General features: G+C 50.6%; 14 protein-coding genes and 1 tRNA gene. 12 read left to right on the forward strand and 3 right to left on the reverse strand.

Annotation, left to right across the window (positions count from 1 at the left end):
- The first annotated feature begins 51 nt into the window (after positions 1-51).
- A complete protein-coding gene (locus TON_RS03160) occupies positions 52-756 on the forward strand; it encodes an RAD55 family ATPase (protein WP_012571571.1) in 705 nt (234 codons plus the stop codon).
- Here TON_RS03160 and TON_RS03165 read toward each other — a convergent pair.
- Positions 748-4,917, reverse strand: coding sequence for a DEAD/DEAH box helicase (locus TON_RS03165; RefSeq protein WP_012571572.1), 4,170 nt, complete (start codon positions 4,915-4,917; stop codon positions 748-750). The genes TON_RS03160 and TON_RS03165 overlap by 9 nt on opposite strands.
- A 91-nt stretch (positions 4,918-5,008) precedes the next feature.
- Between TON_RS03165 and TON_RS03170 the strand changes: the two genes are divergently transcribed.
- The 5 genes from TON_RS03170 (at position 5,009) to TON_RS03190 (ending at position 9,288) form a co-directional block, all read left to right on the forward strand.
- A complete protein-coding gene (locus TON_RS03170; protein ID WP_012571573.1) occupies positions 5,009-5,284 on the forward strand; it encodes a hypothetical protein in 276 nt (91 codons plus the stop codon).
- Between the two features lie 24 nt (positions 5,285-5,308).
- Positions 5,309-6,358: a glycosyltransferase family 2 protein gene (locus TON_RS03175; protein ID WP_012571574.1), complete on the forward strand. Its 1,050-nt coding sequence runs from the start codon at positions 5,309-5,311 to the stop codon at positions 6,356-6,358.
- A 108-nt stretch (positions 6,359-6,466) separates the two neighbouring features.
- A complete protein-coding gene (locus TON_RS03180; RefSeq protein ID WP_012571575.1) occupies positions 6,467-7,384 on the forward strand; it encodes an inorganic phosphate transporter in 918 nt (305 codons plus the stop codon).
- Positions 7,385-7,425: 41 nt separating this feature from the next.
- A complete protein-coding gene (gene tgtA / locus TON_RS03185; protein WP_012571576.1) occupies positions 7,426-9,168 on the forward strand; it encodes a tRNA guanosine(15) transglycosylase TgtA in 1,743 nt (580 codons plus the stop codon).
- Between the two features lie 43 nt (positions 9,169-9,211).
- Positions 9,212-9,288, forward strand: a tRNA-Val gene (locus TON_RS03190).
- 281 nt (positions 9,289-9,569) lie between these two features.
- Here the strand turns inward: TON_RS03190 and TON_RS03195 are convergent.
- Entirely contained in the window at positions 9,570-11,795 is a 2,226-nt protein-coding gene (locus tag TON_RS03195; protein ID WP_012571577.1) for a hypothetical protein, read from the reverse strand.
- Between the two features lie 114 nt (positions 11,796-11,909).
- Positions 11,910-13,055 (reverse strand): DUF763 domain-containing protein, encoded by a 1,146-nt coding sequence (locus TON_RS03200; protein WP_012571578.1) that lies wholly within the window; start codon positions 13,053-13,055, stop codon positions 11,910-11,912.
- Between the two features lie 170 nt (positions 13,056-13,225).
- Between TON_RS03200 and serK the strand changes: the two genes are divergently transcribed.
- The 6 genes from serK to TON_RS03230 all read left to right on the forward strand — a co-directional run bounded on the left by serK (position 13,226) and on the right by TON_RS03230 (position 18,273).
- A complete protein-coding gene (gene serK, locus TON_RS03205) occupies positions 13,226-13,954 on the forward strand; it encodes an L-serine kinase SerK (protein WP_012571579.1) in 729 nt (242 codons plus the stop codon).
- Positions 13,955-14,058: 104 nt separating this feature from the next.
- Positions 14,059-14,712: an HAD family hydrolase gene (locus TON_RS03210; protein ID WP_012571580.1), complete on the forward strand. Its 654-nt coding sequence runs from the start codon at positions 14,059-14,061 to the stop codon at positions 14,710-14,712.
- A gap of 187 nt (positions 14,713-14,899) precedes the next feature.
- Entirely contained in the window at positions 14,900-15,886 is a 987-nt protein-coding gene (locus tag TON_RS03215; protein ID WP_012571581.1) for a membrane protein, read from the forward strand.
- A 2-nt stretch (positions 15,887-15,888) separates the two neighbouring features.
- On the forward strand, positions 15,889-16,782 hold the full coding sequence (locus TON_RS03220; RefSeq protein WP_012571582.1) for a zinc ribbon domain-containing protein: 894 nt from the start codon (positions 15,889-15,891) through the stop codon (positions 16,780-16,782).
- An 11-nt stretch (positions 16,783-16,793) separates the two neighbouring features.
- The gene (locus TON_RS03225) at positions 16,794-17,288 is read left to right on the forward strand and encodes a hypothetical protein (protein WP_012571583.1); all 495 of its coding nucleotides are present in this window, start codon (positions 16,794-16,796) and stop codon (positions 17,286-17,288) included.
- Position 17,289: 1 nt separating this feature from the next.
- Entirely contained in the window at positions 17,290-18,273 is a 984-nt protein-coding gene (locus TON_RS03230) for an SPFH domain-containing protein (protein WP_012571584.1), read from the forward strand.
- Positions 18,274-18,294: the final 21 nt, after the last annotated feature.

Consider the following 18,294-nt stretch of genomic DNA (forward strand, 5'->3'; position numbering starts at 1 on the left):
CTCGAAAAGTTCTTATATTTCCGGGGACTAGAATATACCCGGGGCAGAAACATGGAGAGCGCAAGGATATCAACGGGCATTCCTGGTCTCGATGCGATGCTCAACGGTGGCCTAATCCCGGGAAGGACTTATCTAGTCAAGGGAGCTCCCGGAACTGGGAAAACAACGCTCGCGATGCACTTTGCTATGGCAGGCATTGCCAACGGGGAGAACGTTCTCTATGTGACCTTAGAGGAGCCAGCAGATAACCTCAGGGCGGACATGACCAAGATGGGATTTAACCTCCGCGATCCTAGGTTCACCCTGATAGACGCAACTCCTGCGGCTGAGAGATACGTTCTCGTGGACGACTTCTTTGAGTCCTTCGCTAAGAACATAGAGAGAATGACGGAGGCCATAAAGCAGCAGCTCCGCACGAGGCACTACACCCGAATAATTCTCGATCCCATAACCATGCTCAAGCTGACAGCAACGAAGGAGATAGAGTACAGGAGGGCTTTCCTGGCCTTCATAAAGACGATGATGAGGATGAAAACGACCGTTCTGCTGACATCGGAGCTCCAGAGAACGGACATCGAGGAGTACCTTGTGAGTGGCGTGATAGAGCTGGAGGCCTTCGAAATCGACGGAAGGCTCTCCAGGGGCATCAAGATAACCAAATTTAGAGGGAGCGGCTTCGACGGAACCATCAGACCGTATGAAATTACTGACAGAGGGATAGTGATCTACAACGATCGCGTGGTTTCTTTACCCTGATGCTTCTATCATCGCCATTATCTTTCTGTGCAGCTGCTTGATGAGTTCCCTTCTGTCTTCCATCAGAACGACGTCGCTGGAACCTATAACTTCGAGGTTGAAGGCGAATGGACTTGGCAGCTCGTTGTGCTCGATTACAACCCTAACTTTCCCATCGCGAACCCAGCTCAGGAACTGCTCCGCGCTCTCAACGTCCATTTTGTCCTCCATTATCTCGCGGTAGACCTCCTTCAGGAGCGGGAAGTCGGGGTAGTTCTCCTTGAGCACTTTGAGGAGAGCAACGGCCATCATCTGCTGCCTGCCGAGCCTCTTGCTCCTCCCGATATAGCGCCTTAAAATGAGCAGTCCACGGTTGGCCACGTGTCTAAACCTTCTCTTCAGCAGTTCGGTATTGTCAAGGGCCTTTTTGAGAGTCCCCCTCAAATCCCCAATCTCGAAGAGCGCCCGTATTTCTTCCTCGTTCAACCTCTTCTCCGGCGGGAGGAGAAGGGCAAAGCCGTTGTCGTTTATCGCTATTCCAACGTTGCAGTTCTTCCACTGGCTGACTATGTAGGCAAAGGCTCTGCTTAAGGCATCGTTTGCTCGCCTGCCGATGAGCGTATGGAAGAAATAGCGGTTCCTCTTCTCACCAAGGACCTCTTCAACGAGAACCGTGCTGTCGTCCGGAATCACCGAATAGCGCGCCTGCTCGCGGAAGTAGGATAAAATTGCTCTCGCGGCGCGCTCGTCTATGCCGTATTTCTTCGTGAGAAGCGACTTTGCGCTCTCCTTGTCTAGAAGGTTCTTAACTTCCCTCCTAAACCTCTGAACGTCCAGGGCAAGGTCAAAGCTCAGCGGAAGCATCTCTGAGAACCAGGCAGGTATGGTTGGCTTCGCACCCTCGCGCGGGATAACGTAGATCTTGTTGCCCCTGCTCTTGATGAACTCGTAGGTCCTTCCGGCGAGAACGAAGATGTCTCCTGGCATGAGCCTCTCGGCGAACTCCTCTTCAACCGTCCCGATGAGCTTTTTGTCCATAGTGTAAACCTTTATCTTTGCCTCGTCAGGAATTGTCCCGACGTTCATGTAGTAGATGGCCCTCGTCATCTTGCCGCGCCTGCCGAATTTTCCGTCCTCCAGCCATATCTTGGCATAGACCTTCTTCTCCTCGAGGCCGGCGTATTCTCCCGCCAGATACTTCAGCACGCTCATGAAGTCCTCGTAAGGCAGGTCGTGGAAGGGGTAAGCTCTTCTCACGAGCTTGTATGCCTCATCGACCTCCCAGACCTGGTTCAGTGCCATTCCGAGCAAATGCTGAACCAGAACATCGAGTGGATTCCTCGGAATTCTAACCCTGTTGAGCCTCCTGTTGCGGGCGTTGTGCGCCAAAACGGTAACCTCAACCAAATCGTCCCTGTCGAGGGCCAAAATGATACCTTTGCTCACGTCGTGCAACCTGTGACCGGCCCTTCCAATCCTTTGCAATGCTCTATTGACGCTCTTTGGCGAACCGATGAGGATAACCAAATCTATTGTACCGATGTCAATTCCTAACTCCAGACTCGTTGAGCTGTTTTTTGAGACGAAACCATTTACCACGTAGTTGCCCGTTTCCGAGTTTAGAATCCCGTAGGCTTCCTTTATGAACACGGGTTCTATTGATTCTATCCTATCAAAGAAAACGTCCCCTTCCGCGAGCTCCTTCAGTCTCTGAATCTCGGCGAGTACATCAGACATTTCTCGCTCCTTTGCCACCATCTCATAGAAGTCGAGCAACCTTACCAAGTTTCTCCTGCTGATTTCCCTCGTGCCAAGTTCGACTTTCATGGGGTTGTAGATCCCCATCTTCTGGAGCCGGTAGGAGCTTATGCCCAGGGTCTCTCGTATCTCTCTAAGCTTTTTGCCGAGGTTTGGGATAACATCTCTGTTTGAGTAACCTGTGGATAAACCCTTTATTTTTCTCAAGTTTGGACGCCAAGGTTCTATCAGCTCCCCGAACGTCCTAAGGTAATCCCCTCCAAGAACAGCAACCGTGTAGCTGGTGCCTTTCTTGGGTACGGTCCTTCCCCTAAAGAACTGCTCTTCATCGTAATCCTGACTGCGGAGTGAGGAAACTATCCCAAGCTGGAGTAGCAGGTTGCGTATTCCCTCGGCGAACTCCGGATTAAATGTGACGAAGCCCGCAGAATATATCCGCCCTCCCTTAACTTCGAGGTAGCCATCCCCATCAAAGTATCCTGAGAGAAACTGGATTTTATGCTTCATTGGAAGACGGTAGAGTATCTCTGGAAAAACTCCAAACTTCGATTTTTTGTTTTTGCCGACAAGCCCGCTGAAAAGGTGAAGCAAGACGTTAAAGGATAGCTCCAAAGCGTAGGTGCTCTCGTTCTGCCTTCTAATGTGTCCATCTATTCCGAATTCCTGCTTGGCGAGTTCTGCGTAGCGTTTGAGCATCTCCAGGTCGCCAGAGAACAGAGTTACCGTGCCCCCCTTCCACGAACCGTCAGCAAGCCAGAAACCGAGCAACCGCGCCATTCCCGGTGTGAACTTCTTGGATAGTTTATAGCTGTTCTTGTCGGAGGTTATCCTTTCCACGTCGTCTTCTTCTATGGTCATGTCAACTTCACTGAGAATCAGCTTTAATCTCTCCCAGCTGAAGGGGTACTCCCCCCGGAGTTGTTTCGATAAGTGACTCTCGCCCATGTTCCATCTTTTTGCGAAGGCCTTAATCGAGCCGAATTTGGCTTGAATATTCCTCTTTAGCTCCCTTAGGAATTCAGCCCGGAGATGCAGATAGGCAGAACCAGGAAGAACTTCAAAGATTGGCACTTCTTTCTCTGGACTCGGTAGTCTACGGAGAACTCCAACGTAATCACCCGGCTTGAGTTCTCCCGCCTCAACCCAAGTTAATCTTCCGTCTTTCACGGTGAGGAACTTGTGCCCGAGCGTTGCCTCGACTTCAAAGCCCAATCTCGTTCTGATTTTAACGCCCTTTGTGTTATATTCAATCTTGTGGGTTCCATCAAACCCCACAAAACGACTCCTTGTTTCTTCGACTCCCACAATAGCCGTTTTTTCTCCAAGTCTATCAATTCTCCTTGTTCCTTCAGCAGTGAAAATCTTAGAATGGCCAGGAACGCAGACAACAGCCTTTAGCTCACCCCTCTTTAGCTTCTCCTCGACGTCCAGACGAACCTCTCGCGAAAGGCTTGAGTGGTGAGCCTCTATCAGCCCCTCAAACTCAGGATAGCGCTTCTTCAGGTTGAAGGCCACTCTCTCAGCACCGCTCCTAGTGTTGGTGAAGATTAGCGTCGTCCTGTGTTCCCTTATCAGCTCGGCCAGGCGTTTATAGAGGGCGTCGCTCAGGGTTCCAGCGTCAGTGTAAATCAAATCCTCGACGACGCTCTCAACCCATATTCTGGTCTCTTTGGCGAAGCTGACGTCAACTATTAGGCCAGGTCTCGGTTTGCCCTCATCATCGAAGCCGAAAACGAACTTGGCGACCTCCTCGAGGGGGTGAATTGTAGCGCTCAAGCCTATCCTGACGAATTCACTCTCGGCGAGATTTGCCAGGCGTTCAATGCTCAATGCTAGGTGAGAACCGCGCTTGTTCTCAGCCAGAGCGTGAACCTCATCGATGATGAGGTACTTTACAGTTCTCAGCCTCTCGCGGAACTTCGGCGCGTTGAGCGCTATGGCGAGGCTTTCTGGAGTGGTTATGAGTATGTGGGGTGGTTTTCTCACCATCTTGCTCTTCTCGTAGCTCGAGGTGTCGCTCGTCCTTATGCCGACCCTTATCTCCGGCAGCTCGTAGCCGAGCTCTTTTGCCACTTCCTTTATCTCCGCCAATGGTCCCTCAAGATTGCGCTTTATGTCGTTGTTGAGTGCTCTCAGCGGCGAGACGTAAAGAACGTAGATTTTATCATCCAGCTTCCCCTCCTTCCCCAAAAGAATAAGCTCATTTATTGCCGCGAGAAAAGCAGAGAGAGTCTTTCCAGAACCGGTCGGCGATGAGATGAGAACATTCTCTCCCTTGTGGATCTCAATAACCGCATATCGCTGGGGCGGAGTGAAGGTGCCGAACTTCCGCTTAAACCACTCCCTAACCGGCTCGCTCAGTATCTCGAATATCTCCTCGTCCGCGTATTCTCTCTCGGCGTACCTTATCCTTTCCTCACTCATCGGCCGACCATTTGCTTTTGGATTTTTAAACTATTCGGTTGGCTTAACAAACTTTTTAAGTGCTTATGATGAACCCCAATTGGGTGAGAAGATGGAAGTGCTCAAAAAGGTTCTTGAGGAGTTCAACCGGCTCCACGGCAGCGAAGCCCAGGCCAGGCTCGTGGGAGTCAATGGCGATGAGGTCGTCATTGAGTTCGAGGGCTCGTTCTGCGCAACCTGCGGGCTCTACGACTACTTCGACGACATCAAGTGGGAAGCCCTCGACTTTGGGCTGGAGCTTGAGCCCGCCGAGGTCTTGGAGGCTGAAGAGGACGAATTCGAGCACGGACGGTACGTTGTGAAGTACAGGCTTGCAGGCAAAAGTTAAAAGCGCCCCCTCGATTCTTCCACCATGGACTTCCCCCTCTTGGCCCTTGCGGTAATCCTTGCTTGGGACGGCTACTTTTTCGTTAATTACATAATTAGCCTTTTCAGCAATTACAGAATTCGGGAATGGACGCCGAAGGTTAGCCTAATAATCCCTGCCTACAACGAGGGAGAAAGGATCTTGAGGGCCATAAAATCGGCTCTTGCTCAGGATTACCCGGATTTTGAGGTCATAGTTGTTGATGATGGAAGCGAGGATGACACATACGAGATTGCGAGCTCTATTAAGGATCCAAGGCTCAGAATTTACAGAAAAGAACACGGCGGGAAGGCGAAAGCCCTCAATTTCGGCCTTGCGAAGGCGAGCGGTGAGATAATAGCCACCACCGACGCCGACAGCGAGCTCGATAAAAATGCCCTGAAGGGGCTGGTGAGGCGCTTCCACTCTGATGAGATCCTCGGCGTGGGCGGCCAGGTACGGATTATGGGCTCTTCCTTTCTCGAGAGGGCTCAAGATATTGAGCACCTGAGGATTGCAATGTTCCGACGCGCTAAAGAGCTCGACGACCTGAGCCTCGCTCCCGGGCCCATAGCGGCCTTCAGGAGGGAAGCACTTGAGAGAATTGGCGGTTTTGTTGAGGACATAGTCGAGGACTATGCCACGACCAAAGCCATCAAAAAGCTCGGAAAGGTCGTCTACGCCCCAATGGCCAAGGTCTACACCGAGATGCCTAAGACTCTCTCCAAACTCTGGCGCCAGAGGAAGCGCTGGTTCCTCGGCGATCTGAAGAACCTCGGCGGCGGCTTCACCAAGGATTGGGCGTTCCTGCTGTTTTCCGACTTCGTGGCATTTCTTGATGTTATCCTTCCTCCTCTCCTCTTGGTTCTTGGTCGCTTTGAGCTCTTTGCATTTTGGTATGGCTTTGAGGTCATCACGATGCTCGTTCCGACGTTTGTTGAGGGTGGCTCGTTCTTTAATGCCCTGTTCTTCCCGTTTATAGTCTGGTTCTGGGCGCTGTTCTACCTCACACTCCACGTTTACGGCTATGTTAGACTACTCCTGGGCAGGCTTTGAGAGTGCCTGCTCTCATCCCCATGCGAAACCTTTTTAAATGCTCACTTATGTGCTACATAGACTATATAGACTATGTGTTAACCAATAGACTAAATAGGCGTGATTACGATGATGCTCATAACCGCTGCCCTTTTCATGGCCTGGGCAATAGGTGCGAACGACAGTGCAAAGGCAGTTGGGACCGCCGTGGGTTCGGGAGTTATTGGATTCAAGCGGGCCGTGCTGCTCATTGGAATATTTACGACTTTGGGTGCCCTCCTTGGTGGTTCGGGCGTTTCAGGAACGGTGAGCGGGTTAGCCGAAGGTATGGGAGCCCCGACGCTTGGTTTAGTACTCTTCAGCGCAGCGGTAGCAGTTACAATCGCGAGCCTCTGGGGAAAGCCCATCTCAACCACACAGTCCCTCATCGGAGCTTTAACAGGTGCCTCCCTTGCGCTTGGCCTGTCTGTCGACTGGGGAACGCTTGGAAGGATAACCCTCGCATGGGTTCTCTCCCCCATCCTGGCGGCCCTTACGGCCATAGTCGTCTATCGTCTCTACTCTCCGGTGTTGAAGAGGATAAAGTGCCTCAAAAACCTGGAGCTGACCCAGAGGTGGTTGATATTTACGGCGGCTTCTTTCTCAGCTTTCAACCTCGGTGCAAACGAACTCTCCAACGTGGCAGGTATACTAGAAAGCTTGGGCTTCGATGGGCCGTTCAAGGTCGTCCTTGCCCTCATGCTTGCCATTGGCGCACTGACCTTCAGCTATGAGGTCATGATGACGGTTGGAAGGGACCTCTCCCCTCTTGGACCGACTTCGGCTTTCTCATCGCAGTTGGGGGCTTCTTTAGCGGTCAGCGCCGCTAACCTGCTGGGCCTCCCGGTCAGCTCTGGTCAGGCAATAATAGGCGCCATAAGCGGGCTTAGTGCTTACAAGGGTGAGCATGTAAATGTCAGGGTTCTCCTTGGAATAGTCAGGGGGTGGATTCTCGGTCCTCTGGCTGCTGGTGGGCTGGCATACCTGCTCGTTGGCCTATTAGCTTAGGCTTTTAAACCGACCGCCGAAGGTTCTTGAGGTGTTGCGAGATGGTCGAGTTTAAGTTTGAGGTAAAGGCGAGAGACGCCGCTGGTAGGATTGGAAAGCTTGAAGTTAACGGGAAGAAGATAGAAACGCCTGCCATAATGCCAGTCATCAACCCGAAGCAGCTCACAGTGACGCCGAAGGAACTGAAGGAGATGGGCTTCGGCATAATAATCACCAACTCCTACATCATTTACAAGACACCCGAGCTTAGAGAGAAAGCCCTTGAGGTCGGCATTCACAGGCTCCTTGACTACGACGGCATCATCGAGGTCGATTCCGGCTCCTTCCAGCTCATGCGCTACGGCGGCGTTGACGTTACCAACAGGGAGATAGTCGAGTTCCAGGAGAGGATTGGTGTCGACATCGGGACTTTCCTTGACATCCCCACGCCCCCGGATGCTCCAAGGGAGAAGGCAGAGGAAGATCTCAGGATAACCCTCGAGCGCGCGAAGGAGGCCGAGGAGATAAAGGGGATAGCGATGAACGCGGCGGTTCAGGGCTCAACGTATCCGGACCTGAGAACATATGCCGCCAGAAAGCTCAGCGAGATGAACTTCGAGATTCATCCTATTGGCGCTGTCGTGCCGCTGATGGAGAGCTACCGCTACAGGGATTTGGTTGATGTGGTCATAGCCTCCAAGCAGGGCTTGAGGTCCGACAGACCGGTTCACCTCTTCGGCGCTGGCCACCCGATGATATTCGCTTTAGCTGTGGCGATGGGGATAGACCTCTTTGACTCGGCGAGCTATGCCCTCTACGCCAAGGACGACCGCTACCTGACGCCAGAAGGGACGAAGCACCTGAGTGAGCTCGAGTACTTCCCGTGCTCCTGTCCAGTGTGTAGCCGCTACACCCCTCGGGAGCTCCGCGAGATGCCGAAGGAAGAGCGCACGAGGCTTCTTGCTCTCCACAACCTCTGGGTAATCAGGGAGGAGCTCAACCGCGTGAAGCAGGCCATCAAGGAGGGCGAACTCTGGAGGTTAGTTGACGAGAGGGCGCGCTCACATCCGAAGCTCTACGCGGCCTACAAGCGCCTCCTCGAGTATCAAGACTACCTCGAAAAGAACGAGCCGATAACCAAGGCGAGCGCCTTCTTCAAGGTGAGCGAAGAATCCTTGAAGTGGCCGATAGTCCAGAGGGCCAAAGCGAGGGCAGAGCGCGTTAAGGCGAAGTTCCCTGAAACAATCAACCATCCGATATTCGGGGAGATTCCCAAGTATTTAAGCCTCAGCTACCCCTTTGCCCAGAGTGAGGGCGAGGAGGACTTTACGATAGAGAAGCCAGGGAAGCGTGAGGTCAGGAACTACGTTATGGCTGTAGCCGAGTACCAGTTCGGAGAGGGTACTAGGGAGGCCTTTAAGGACGCCTTTGTCGAGCTGTCGAGGAAGACGGGGATGCCAAGACAGATCAAGGCAAAGGGCAAGCACCTCGCAACCTTCAGAGCGGAGGATGGGCTTTTAACGCTCGGTATCGAAGGTGCTAAGAGGCTCCACGAAATCCTGCCGTTCCCGAGGATGCGCGTGGTGGTCGATGAGGACGCCGAACCCTTCGCGAGGAAGGGCAAGAACGTCTTCGCGAAGTTCGTGATTGATGCTGACGAGAACATAAGGCCATACGACGAGGTTCTTATCGTGAACAGAAACGATGAGCTCCTGGCAACCGGGCAGACACTGCTGAACGGAAGGGAGCTCAAGCTCTTCCAGAGCGGTCTGGCCGTGAAGGTCAGGAGAGGAGTTGAGAAGTAGCTTCGAAAATTTTATAACCTTCCCCCTTTTCTTTACTCTGGGCGGGCCCGTGGTCTAGATGGTTATGACGCCACCCTTACAAGGTGGAGGTCCGGGGTTCGAATCCCCGCGGGCCCACCATAAGAAACTTTTGCCAAACAAAAGTTTGATCAAAGATTCTGTTGAACTGAAAATTTTGAAAAAGCAGGGCTTATTGTTTAGTGAGACTTTCTTCTACACTTCTCGGAGGGTTAATTGCCCTTATCCCCGATAATTTGCCTGCTCAAAGTTTGATCATATCGCCTCTAAACTCAATAGTTCTTATATCAGTTTCTCTGCAATTCTGTGCTTGTTGCTGGTACTCTATAAGTGCCAAGATAAAATGAAACTTAACTGTTTAAAGAATAGTAAAAATAGAGGTTTTATAATTCTCTCTCTACCCACTGTGGAGGGAATTCGGGAACATGCGCTCCAATCATCCGTTTGAGATCATCAATTATCTGTTTTTCATATTCTATGAGAGTAGAAAGGTCTCCAGTTTCTATTGAATTATTAACTGCTTGTATAAATGCACTTGTTATACGTGGTCTCATATTGCGAGCCCCGACTAGGTTTTTGTGCTCCCTAAATATTTTGAACAACTCCAGAATGAATTCTAATGTTATAATTCCCATCTCTATATCAGTGCCAAGATTAGATATTTCCTTTCTTGCTGGAAGATTAAGAGATTCCGTCTGTAGTTTTGAACTGCTAATAATAAACACACCCTTTTTTGTTATTCTGACATTACCCAAGTTCATTTTCTGGAGATATCCTTCGAGATATTCCCACATCTTCCGTATCTCGTCTCGCTCTAGGCGTTTGTGCTGTTTAGAATCAATGACATAAGTATGGACTATTGGAGTATCCCTGTCCTCCACCCAGAGTATTAGTATCCCGTCAGGTTCAGCTTCATTATAGATATATCCTTTGGGAATGAAACTACCATAAAGATATTTCAATACAATGCCCAGGTGTTCTTCAACTTTTTCTCCTGATAGTGTATCTAACTGGTTGCTTAATAAACGATAAGATACCGTAGCTTCATTTTCTATGAGTTCTGAATAGTAATAGTCTAAATACTCCAAAGTTTTGATATAAATCTCGAACACAGCATCCTCTTTATTGTTCTCTAATAAGCTTTTGAGGACTTTATATAGATCTAGGTTGTCTAAAAATACATACGTCAATCGTTGATATCTGCTTTTTTTAGTACTTTTTGCTTGGTTGCTTAATGGAATCACGATAGTTATGAAAAATTGATAGCTTCCACCTTTTGGATAATCCCACCGTCTGACTCCCTGGAGAACTATGGACTTGTCCTCTGTTTTATACTCTATATTAAAGATTTTAAACTCCTCATTTATTCCAAAACTATTAGTGAATGAGAATGTTTTCCCTTTAACTTTGTGGAGCTCATTTTCTAGAAGTGTTCCAAATTTATCCGTTGATATCCGATAGGACTTTTTGGTTTTTGATATAATCTTCTGTTCTTTAAGCTTGTTGAGAACGATATCATCACTGGATAATTTTTCTAAGATCTTGTAATATCTTACCCTATTCTGCTTGTCAAGGATCATTTTATTAAAGTAGTACGAGACTGGAGCTTCGTAAGGACTATTTAATTTTATCCCACTTCTTTCCAGTATTCCAATGATTTTTTTCTTGTCACTCTCTGGAACATCATGCTCAAATGATATCTTTATTTCAAAGATGTATTTTCTTTGATTAGTCTTCTCGTCAAGGCCCTCTATTTTCGCTTTTGATCTCACGAGAGTCAAAGTGAACAAAATTGGAGATTCTTTTTGCCGATATTCTAAATGAACTTCTCTTAACTTCAAAATATCCTCAGGATTATGTAATAATTTGTCAATATTAAACCGGGTAATAGGTACATACATGTCACTCCATGCATTTATTTTCACAGTGTAGGGATATCCTGAAAGTTTTATTTTAGTCACATATATGCCTTCATTACTCAACTTCTCAAAGATCTCTGCGGGAGAGTTATTAAAAACCTCAGCTTCATTGATAATTTTTGTGATATCCTGTGCAAAGTGTTTATATGCTCTTGTAATTGTTCGCCTTGTCGCTGCGATTTCTACATTATTCATTTTTTGGCGTATTAAGATCAATGGATAGTATCGCCTTTCCTTGGAAACTAATGGCTGAATATATTTTCTTTCGACAGTTTCAAGAGGATAAAATATCAAGTTTTCATTTTCTTGCATGCCTTTGAGAATTATGGCATTTTGGCTTTTTTCTGTAATTTTCTTGAGAAATTCTTCAGGATTCTCTCCAGTAATTTTATACGTTTCTTTGGGAAGGGCTTCAAATTCTAGTTCAAATCGAATTCTCAATAAGGTAGAGATTATTTTTTCTTTATCATACATTTCTAAGGAAATATCTCCTACTTTATCCTTTCCATACACTAGTCTAGCCAGTTCAATTAACTTCTTTAGGAATGTTTTTTCATCATTTTCCTGTGTTAGGTTAACAAGATCTTCTTCGGCAATTCCTGTAACTGGTCTTCCAAGGTAATCCGTAAATAAAATGCTAACAATTTCCTCCCTCTTAAGAGTCTCAACACTCGTAGCCATATCTACCATAGATATCACCATGCTTAATTTAATTTTTAATAAATTTCGTAATTGAAGAATTTAAAATTTTTCATGAGGAGGCACTATATTTGATCTTCTCCGTATTTGATGTATCTGGCATCTCTAAGTCGCCCTCTTCTCTTCCTCCGGGAACTTCCAGTTCTTCGTTATTTTCGTCACGTTGCGGACGAGGGCCTTCTCCTGTAGGTTCTTCTCGACGAGCTTTTCGAGGAATGAAATCAGCTCGTCGTAGGTGCCGCGCTCGACCGGGAATGGCACCCTGTCTTTGCCACCCACGGCATAGGTGAACTTGAAGGGATCTGGCGGGTGCGTTACAGGGTCCTTCCACGACGGGTGGACGTCGTAGACGAGCTCCAGAACGAGCGATAGAGCCCTCAGCGTGCTCGGGCCGAGGCCCTTCAGGAGGAGAAGCTCTTCGTAGTTATTCACACTCAGCTCGCGGGCAAACTCAAGGGCTCTTCTGTTCAGCTCCAGCTTGCCTAGGCTTTCGTACTTCTGAATAAGGGTCTTCTCATCCACATCGCGGGGCTTGTAATAAACCAGCGGTCGGTAGCCCCTCGCTATGGCCTTGAGGCTCTCAAGCTCGCGCTCTATCTTCACGGGCTTTTCCTGGATGATATCGAGGAGCGTCTTCTGATATTTCCTGGCCTCGTTCGAGACAGTGTTCAGCGCAAACTCCCTCTTTAAACCTGCAATCCCCTTGTGGGGGTCGAGTGTGAAAACCTCTGCATCAAACCAGTGGAAGCGCCTCGCCATCCTCTCGGCCTCGTTCATACCCTGCTGTATCACTGCCCAGTTGCCCTCTTCGTCCAGGAAGAAGACGTGGTGGTACAGCTGATAGCCAGTCTGGAGGGCAACGGTGTCGACCTTTGCCACAAGCCTGGACGTTCTGACGTATGGAGTCGGGTCGAGGTCGTAGATCTCGGCTATGGTTTTCAGTTCCTCCGGTGTTGCCCTGCTCTTCTTGCCCTTTCCGCCAGCGGCCTTAACGCCCAGCTCCTCCCGCCAGAGGGCGTCCTTTATCATCCCAGCCGTTACCGTAGTACTCCCAGATGAGTCCCAGTCCATGCCGATGACGTTGTTGAAGGCCTGAAACCACACCGGGTCTGAGAGCCTCTCCAAGAGACCTTTAGTCCCGTACTCCTCGACGGCGAGAATCAGGACTAAGCGCGTCAGCTTCCTCATCCTCTGGGCGAGCCATGGCGGAACGTGGCCGCCGTGGAGGGGTAAATCAGCGACGTTCCTCATCAGGGTTATATCATCACTCAAGGTTTTAACCCTTGTTCCGGAAAATCCTCATGTGAGGGCCAGGTGAGATGCATAATCATCGGTTTAACCTGACAGTAAAACAAGGAAAGCCTTTTTACCCTCTACTTCGATTTTCGTCTGCAGGTTTAATACTGAAGGAGGTCGCGGTAATGGGAGTTGAAAAGGTTCCGAAGTACGACATCCCCACGATTAAGGTCGATTACGTTTTTATTGAGCTCGACAAGATGAAGCCCCACGAGCAGCTCGTCCAGAAGGAGCTCGAGGCATTCATCGAGAGCGTTACCGGCTCCGGCCTCTTCTGGAAGCCAATGCTCCTCGCGAAGGTCCCGGGCGAGGACATGTACCTCATCGTTGACGGCCACCACCGCTGGGCCGGCCTTCAGAAGCTCGGCGCCAAGCGCGCCCCGTCGGTCATCCTCGACTACTTCAGCGACGATGTGAAGGTCTACACCTGGTACCCTGCCTTCAAGGGCAGTCTTGAGGAGGTTCTCGAGAGGCTCAAGGCCGAGGGTCTTGAAGTCATCGAGGACCCAGAGGCCGAGGAGAAGGCTGAGAAGGGCGAGATAGCATTCGCCCTCGTCGGCGAAAAGAGCTTTGCCATCCCCGGCGGCCTTGATGAGCAGAAGAAGGTCAGTAAGGTTCTCGACGAGATGAGCGTTGAGGGCAAGATTGAGCTCATCTACTACGGTCTCAAGGAAGACGCCAGAGAGGACATGGCAAAGGGCGAGATTGACTACGTCTTCATCAGGAAGGCTCCGAGCAAGGAAGAGGTCATGGAGCTCGTCAAGCGCGGCGAGGTCTACTCCCCGAAGACCACCAGGCACGTCCTTCCGTTCAACCCGGACAAGATAGACGTCAAGCTCGAGGAGCTGTTCTGAAACCTTTTAACCTCTTTTTCCTACTCCCTTTGCCGATGAAGAAGGATCAACCGGCTGAGACCGCGCTTCGCGGTAAAGTGATGAACAGTCCAGGAGGCTGAGGCATGCTTAAGGGGATAATCTTCGACGTGGATGAGACCCTCGTCTACTATGAGGGCTACGATCACCGCGGATGGTACGAGAACTGGGTGATGCCCGCTTTAAGAAAGCATAGCATCGAACTGGATTATGGGACTTACAAAAAGACCGTAACAGGCGAGCTGCCGAGGAGCTACATCGAGCGCTTCGGCATCAACCACGTCGAGTTCTGGCGGATTGTTGACAAGGTAAACCTTGAATACCGCAAAAGAATGGCGGAACTCGGGCGAATAAAGCCCTTCCCTGACGTTGATGCTCTGGGAGAGCTGAGGAAGATGGGTCTGAAGCTTGCTGCAGTGAGCAACGCCTCCCAAGACTGCACCGAGTTCGTTCTGAACCTCTTCGACCTGAGGAAGTACTTCGACGTCGTCTACGGCAAGGACTACTCCAATCTCGATGGGGTTAAGCCGAATCCCTACCTCGTGGAGAAAGCCCTCAGAGCGCTCAGTCTCAAGCCAGAAGGGGCCCTGATGGTCGGCGATAGTGCTCATGATGTTCTGGCCGGTCATCGTGCGGGAATGAGGGTGGCCAACGTTACCCGTCTCGGAAAGGTTGATGGGGCGGATTACTACGTGAAGGATCTCTGGGAGTTGGTCGAACTTGTAAAGAAGCTTAGGTAATCGTTGATCTGTGTGCTGGATAACCCACTGGGCCTAATAACACTACTTTGCCTGTGAAACACACAGCCCTAGGGTTTACTGCTCTGTGCACTTTTAGTTTTTGAAGTCGTAACCGAAAACAGTTTAGAGTCTGGGTGCGGCATGCTTAAATACGGAGAAATCCATTTAATACAGAGAGTGGTGCACTATGAACGGCTTTAAATGTGAGAGGTGCGGTGCGCCTCTCGAGGTCTCTCCTGAAACGATAGTCGCTATCTGCCCCTACTGCGGCCATCCAAATCACATAAGCGGCAACCTGAAGACTGAGCACATCTACATCGTTCCTTCTCTGGACAAAAACGCCATAGCCAAAGCCTTCTGGGAGCGTGTTGGGAAAGACTTCGACTTAAAGCGCATCAAGGACGAGATAGAAATCGTGGGGATAGAAGGCCACTACGCCCCCTACTGGGAGGGTAAGGTTCACGTAGAGGGCACCGTCGAGTACATAAAGAAGGAGACAAAATGTCACACCGATTCTCAGGGGAGGACGCACTGTCGCACGGTAGAACGCCGCTATCGAGAGAGGGTGGACGAAACCCTACGCCTTCTCGGTTCTGCAAGGAGGCAGGTAAGGAGTTTTGGCGTTGATGACCTAATAACCCACTACTCCAAGACCCGACCCTCCGGAAAAAGACTTCTTGACCTTGAAGAGGACGAGTGGGGGCGGATAAAGCTTGAAATCCTGAACACCGAGATGGACGAGCACCATGCAGAACTCATGATGCACGAAGATGCAATAGACATTATTAGAGACAGATTTGCCAAAAAGTCCGACAGAATACTTCGCTTTGATGTTACTGCTGGGGAACCTGAAAACGTTAGGCTTCTCCTCCTGCCCATGTGGACTGTATATTACCGCTACGGCAACTCCATCTTCCAGACAGTCTTTGCCGGCTGGGATGGAAAGGACGTCGCGGCTACGGAGCCCATGAGCACGGTTAGGCGTGCCCAATACCTTGCGGGGGTCGGCATTGGGACCTTCATTGCAGCCTTCGGTGCCGGGGCAATTGCGGAGTCACTGGTCTTTGCAGTCCTGGCCATAGTCGGCGGCGCCGCCTTGAGCTGGTTCGCTGGAAGCAAAGTCCTTGAGGGCCAGAGAATTGAGAGGGAGAGCTCCAGCCTCCTGGGGGTGTGATGATGGAGGTTACCTGTCCTACGTGTTCCGCCACGTTTAAGGTTCCAGATACGGTCTCAGTGGCTACCTGCCCCTACTGCGGGACAACCTTTAGGGTAAAGACGAGTGAAGAGCTCATCGAGCACTTCTTCTTCCCACCCATGAAGGAGGATCCAGCCGGAAAGCTTCTCAAGTTTCTTTCGAGGCAGTACGGTGCGCCAGCAGACATAACGGGGGCGAAGGTCACGAAAAAAGAGCTACACTGGATTCCGGTTTACTTTTTCTACCTCCACGGGAAGAGCGGCTCAAAGGAAACCGTTGAAGAAGTCTGCTTCCTCGGAATTCCTGCTGGTTCTCCCCTTAAAGTCCTCCTGCATAACTATCCCTTTCCAGTCAGGGGAAAGAGGTTCTTTGAGGAGAGTGTAGTAAAGAAGGGAAAGTACTACGAGCCGGAAATGACGAAGGAGCAGGCAGAGGCCATAGCACGCTCCAACCTCGAAACTGCCCTTAAGTGGGAGGCCAAGGGGGAAGGGAGCAGGATAGGCGACCTTGAGCTTGAAGTGAAGTTCCTTGGTCTCGTCCACTATCCCGTCTGGGAGGTGCACTACGAGTACGGAGGGCAGACCTTTAGGAACTACGTTGACGGTACTGACGGGCGGGTTGTGAGGGGAGAGTACCCCCTCATGAGCGAAGCGAGGAAAAAAGCCACGATCCTGGGCTTTGGAGTTATCGGGGGCAGTATTCTCATCGGTTTAATCGCCACCGCAGCAACCGGCAATGGGATTGGACTTTTGGGTGCTTTTGTCGCCGGTGTTGCCGGTGCCGCGGGGATATTCTCCAAAGGCTCCGTCAGCAAAAGGGTGGTAAGTGAAGTCATGAGGGTGGACAAAGAGAATGCTTATTTCCGCACAGTTTAGGGGGTGTTGGAATGGGGAAAGAGACTTCGATATGGGAAAAGCTTGAGCTGGTCATACCCGGTTTTCATGGGTACAAGAAGAAGGAGCTCCTGAGGGAAGACGAGAGGCTTGTCAGGGAAAAGGTGGCCGAAATACTAGCGGGAGCGAGAAGAGAGCTCGAAAGGGCCCTTCAGAGATGTGCGATGGTGAACTGCGGCCAGCTAGTGGCGATAGATAACCTGCGCAAGAGACTGGTAATGCTTGAGGGTAAGGTCAGGCACGCTGAAGCGGGGTATGCGGGCTTTTTTGACAGGGTAAAGGTGAAGGAGCCGGAGCTTGAAAAGCTCATCCAGTATGACGCAAGGATGGTGGAGCTCGCTGAGGAGATCGCCAAGATGGCTGGGGTTATAAGGGGTGCAGTTTCTGACCCCGCAAGGCTCGGCGTGGAAGTCCTGAATCTCGATGACAAGATTAGAGAGTTTGAGGACACAGTTGAGGGCAGAAGCATGATTCTGAGAGGTGAGTGAAATGGTGCAGGTCATAGAGTGGGTCAACCCCGGTGAAGACGAGATAATCTGGCGCTACCCCAACGAGGTCATCAAGTGGGGTGCCCAGCTGATAGTCCACGAGTATGAAGTGGCAGTCTTCATGCGCGACGGCAAAATATACGACGTTCTCGGCCCTGGGAGGCACACGCTGACGACCCAAAACCTTCCGCTCCTCTACAAGCTCGTTGGCGGTTCAAACAGCCCGTTTAAGGCGACGGTAATCTTCGTCAGCATGAAGGAGTTCCAGGGACGCTATGGGGGAGAGACGCAGACAAGGGAGCTTGCTCCGATAAAGTACTACGGTGTCTACTGGTTTAAGGTGGCCGATCCCGTGCTTTTCATCACCGAGGTCGTCGGCGGTCAGAGCCTCTACGACGCTAATGATGTCACCAGATTCATCAGGGCCTACTTCAACGAGGGCATGATGAAGCACCTCTCGGCTTACTCAATCGTCGACCTTTTCCAGAACCTTGATATGGTCAGCACACAGGTCAAGGTCAAGCTCATAGAGGACTTCAGGCGGCTTGGCCTTGAGCTGGTTGACGTCAAGATTGAGGGGGTAAACACGACCGACGAGTGGCGCCAGAGGCTCTTCTGGATTATGCAGACAGGAAACGCTCAATACGTCATGCAGATGGACACCACCAAGCAAGTTGCAGCGGAGCTCGGAAAGAGCTCTGGAGCGGCTATGGGCACAGGAATGGTGCTCATCCCGCAGTTGATGCAGCCTCCCGCACAGCCGGCTCAACCCTATGCCGGAGCTGGAGTTCCGCCCGCTCAGCCGCAGCAGCCAGCTGCTCCAGCAGCACAGCAACAGGAGATATGTCCCTACTGCGGCAAGCCCCTCCCCCCAGGAGCACGCTTCTGCCCCTACTGCGGACACCAGATCCACCGCTGTCCAAATGGGCATATAGTTCCTGAGGGAGCGAAGTTCTGCCCTGTTTGTGGGGCTAAGATTGAGTGAGAGCCTATCATTTCTTTTCTA

Origin of the sequence: Thermococcus onnurineus NA1, assembly GCF_000018365.1 — an archaeon.
Lineage (GTDB): Archaea > Methanobacteriota_B > Thermococci > Thermococcales > Thermococcaceae > Thermococcus > Thermococcus onnurineus.

Coding starts and splice junctions, on each gene's coding strand:
- TON_RS03200 (WP_012571578.1), bottom strand. CDS start 13,055: ATGAGGAACGTCGCTGATTTACCCCTCCACGGCGGCCACGTTCCGCCA.
- tgtA (WP_012571576.1), top strand. CDS start 7,426: ATGGTCGAGTTTAAGTTTGAGGTAAAGGCGAGAGACGCCGCTGGTAGG.
- TON_RS03160 (WP_012571571.1), top strand. CDS start 52: ATGGAGAGCGCAAGGATATCAACGGGCATTCCTGGTCTCGATGCGATG.
- TON_RS03170 (WP_012571573.1), top strand. CDS start 5,009: ATGGAAGTGCTCAAAAAGGTTCTTGAGGAGTTCAACCGGCTCCACGGC.
- serK (WP_012571579.1), top strand. CDS start 13,226: ATGGGAGTTGAAAAGGTTCCGAAGTACGACATCCCCACGATTAAGGTC.
- TON_RS03215 (WP_012571581.1), top strand. CDS start 14,900: ATGAACGGCTTTAAATGTGAGAGGTGCGGTGCGCCTCTCGAGGTCTCT.
- TON_RS03165 (WP_012571572.1), bottom strand. CDS start 4,917: ATGAGTGAGGAAAGGATAAGGTACGCCGAGAGAGAATACGCGGACGAG.
- TON_RS03195 (WP_012571577.1), bottom strand. CDS start 11,795: ATGGTAGATATGGCTACGAGTGTTGAGACTCTTAAGAGGGAGGAAATT.
- TON_RS03230 (WP_012571584.1), top strand. CDS start 17,290: ATGGTGCAGGTCATAGAGTGGGTCAACCCCGGTGAAGACGAGATAATC.
- TON_RS03220 (WP_012571582.1), top strand. CDS start 15,889: ATGGAGGTTACCTGTCCTACGTGTTCCGCCACGTTTAAGGTTCCAGAT.
- TON_RS03225 (WP_012571583.1), top strand. CDS start 16,794: ATGGGGAAAGAGACTTCGATATGGGAAAAGCTTGAGCTGGTCATACCC.
- TON_RS03175 (WP_012571574.1), top strand. CDS start 5,309: ATGGACTTCCCCCTCTTGGCCCTTGCGGTAATCCTTGCTTGGGACGGC.
- TON_RS03180 (WP_012571575.1), top strand. CDS start 6,467: ATGATGCTCATAACCGCTGCCCTTTTCATGGCCTGGGCAATAGGTGCG.
- TON_RS03210 (WP_012571580.1), top strand. CDS start 14,059: ATGCTTAAGGGGATAATCTTCGACGTGGATGAGACCCTCGTCTACTAT.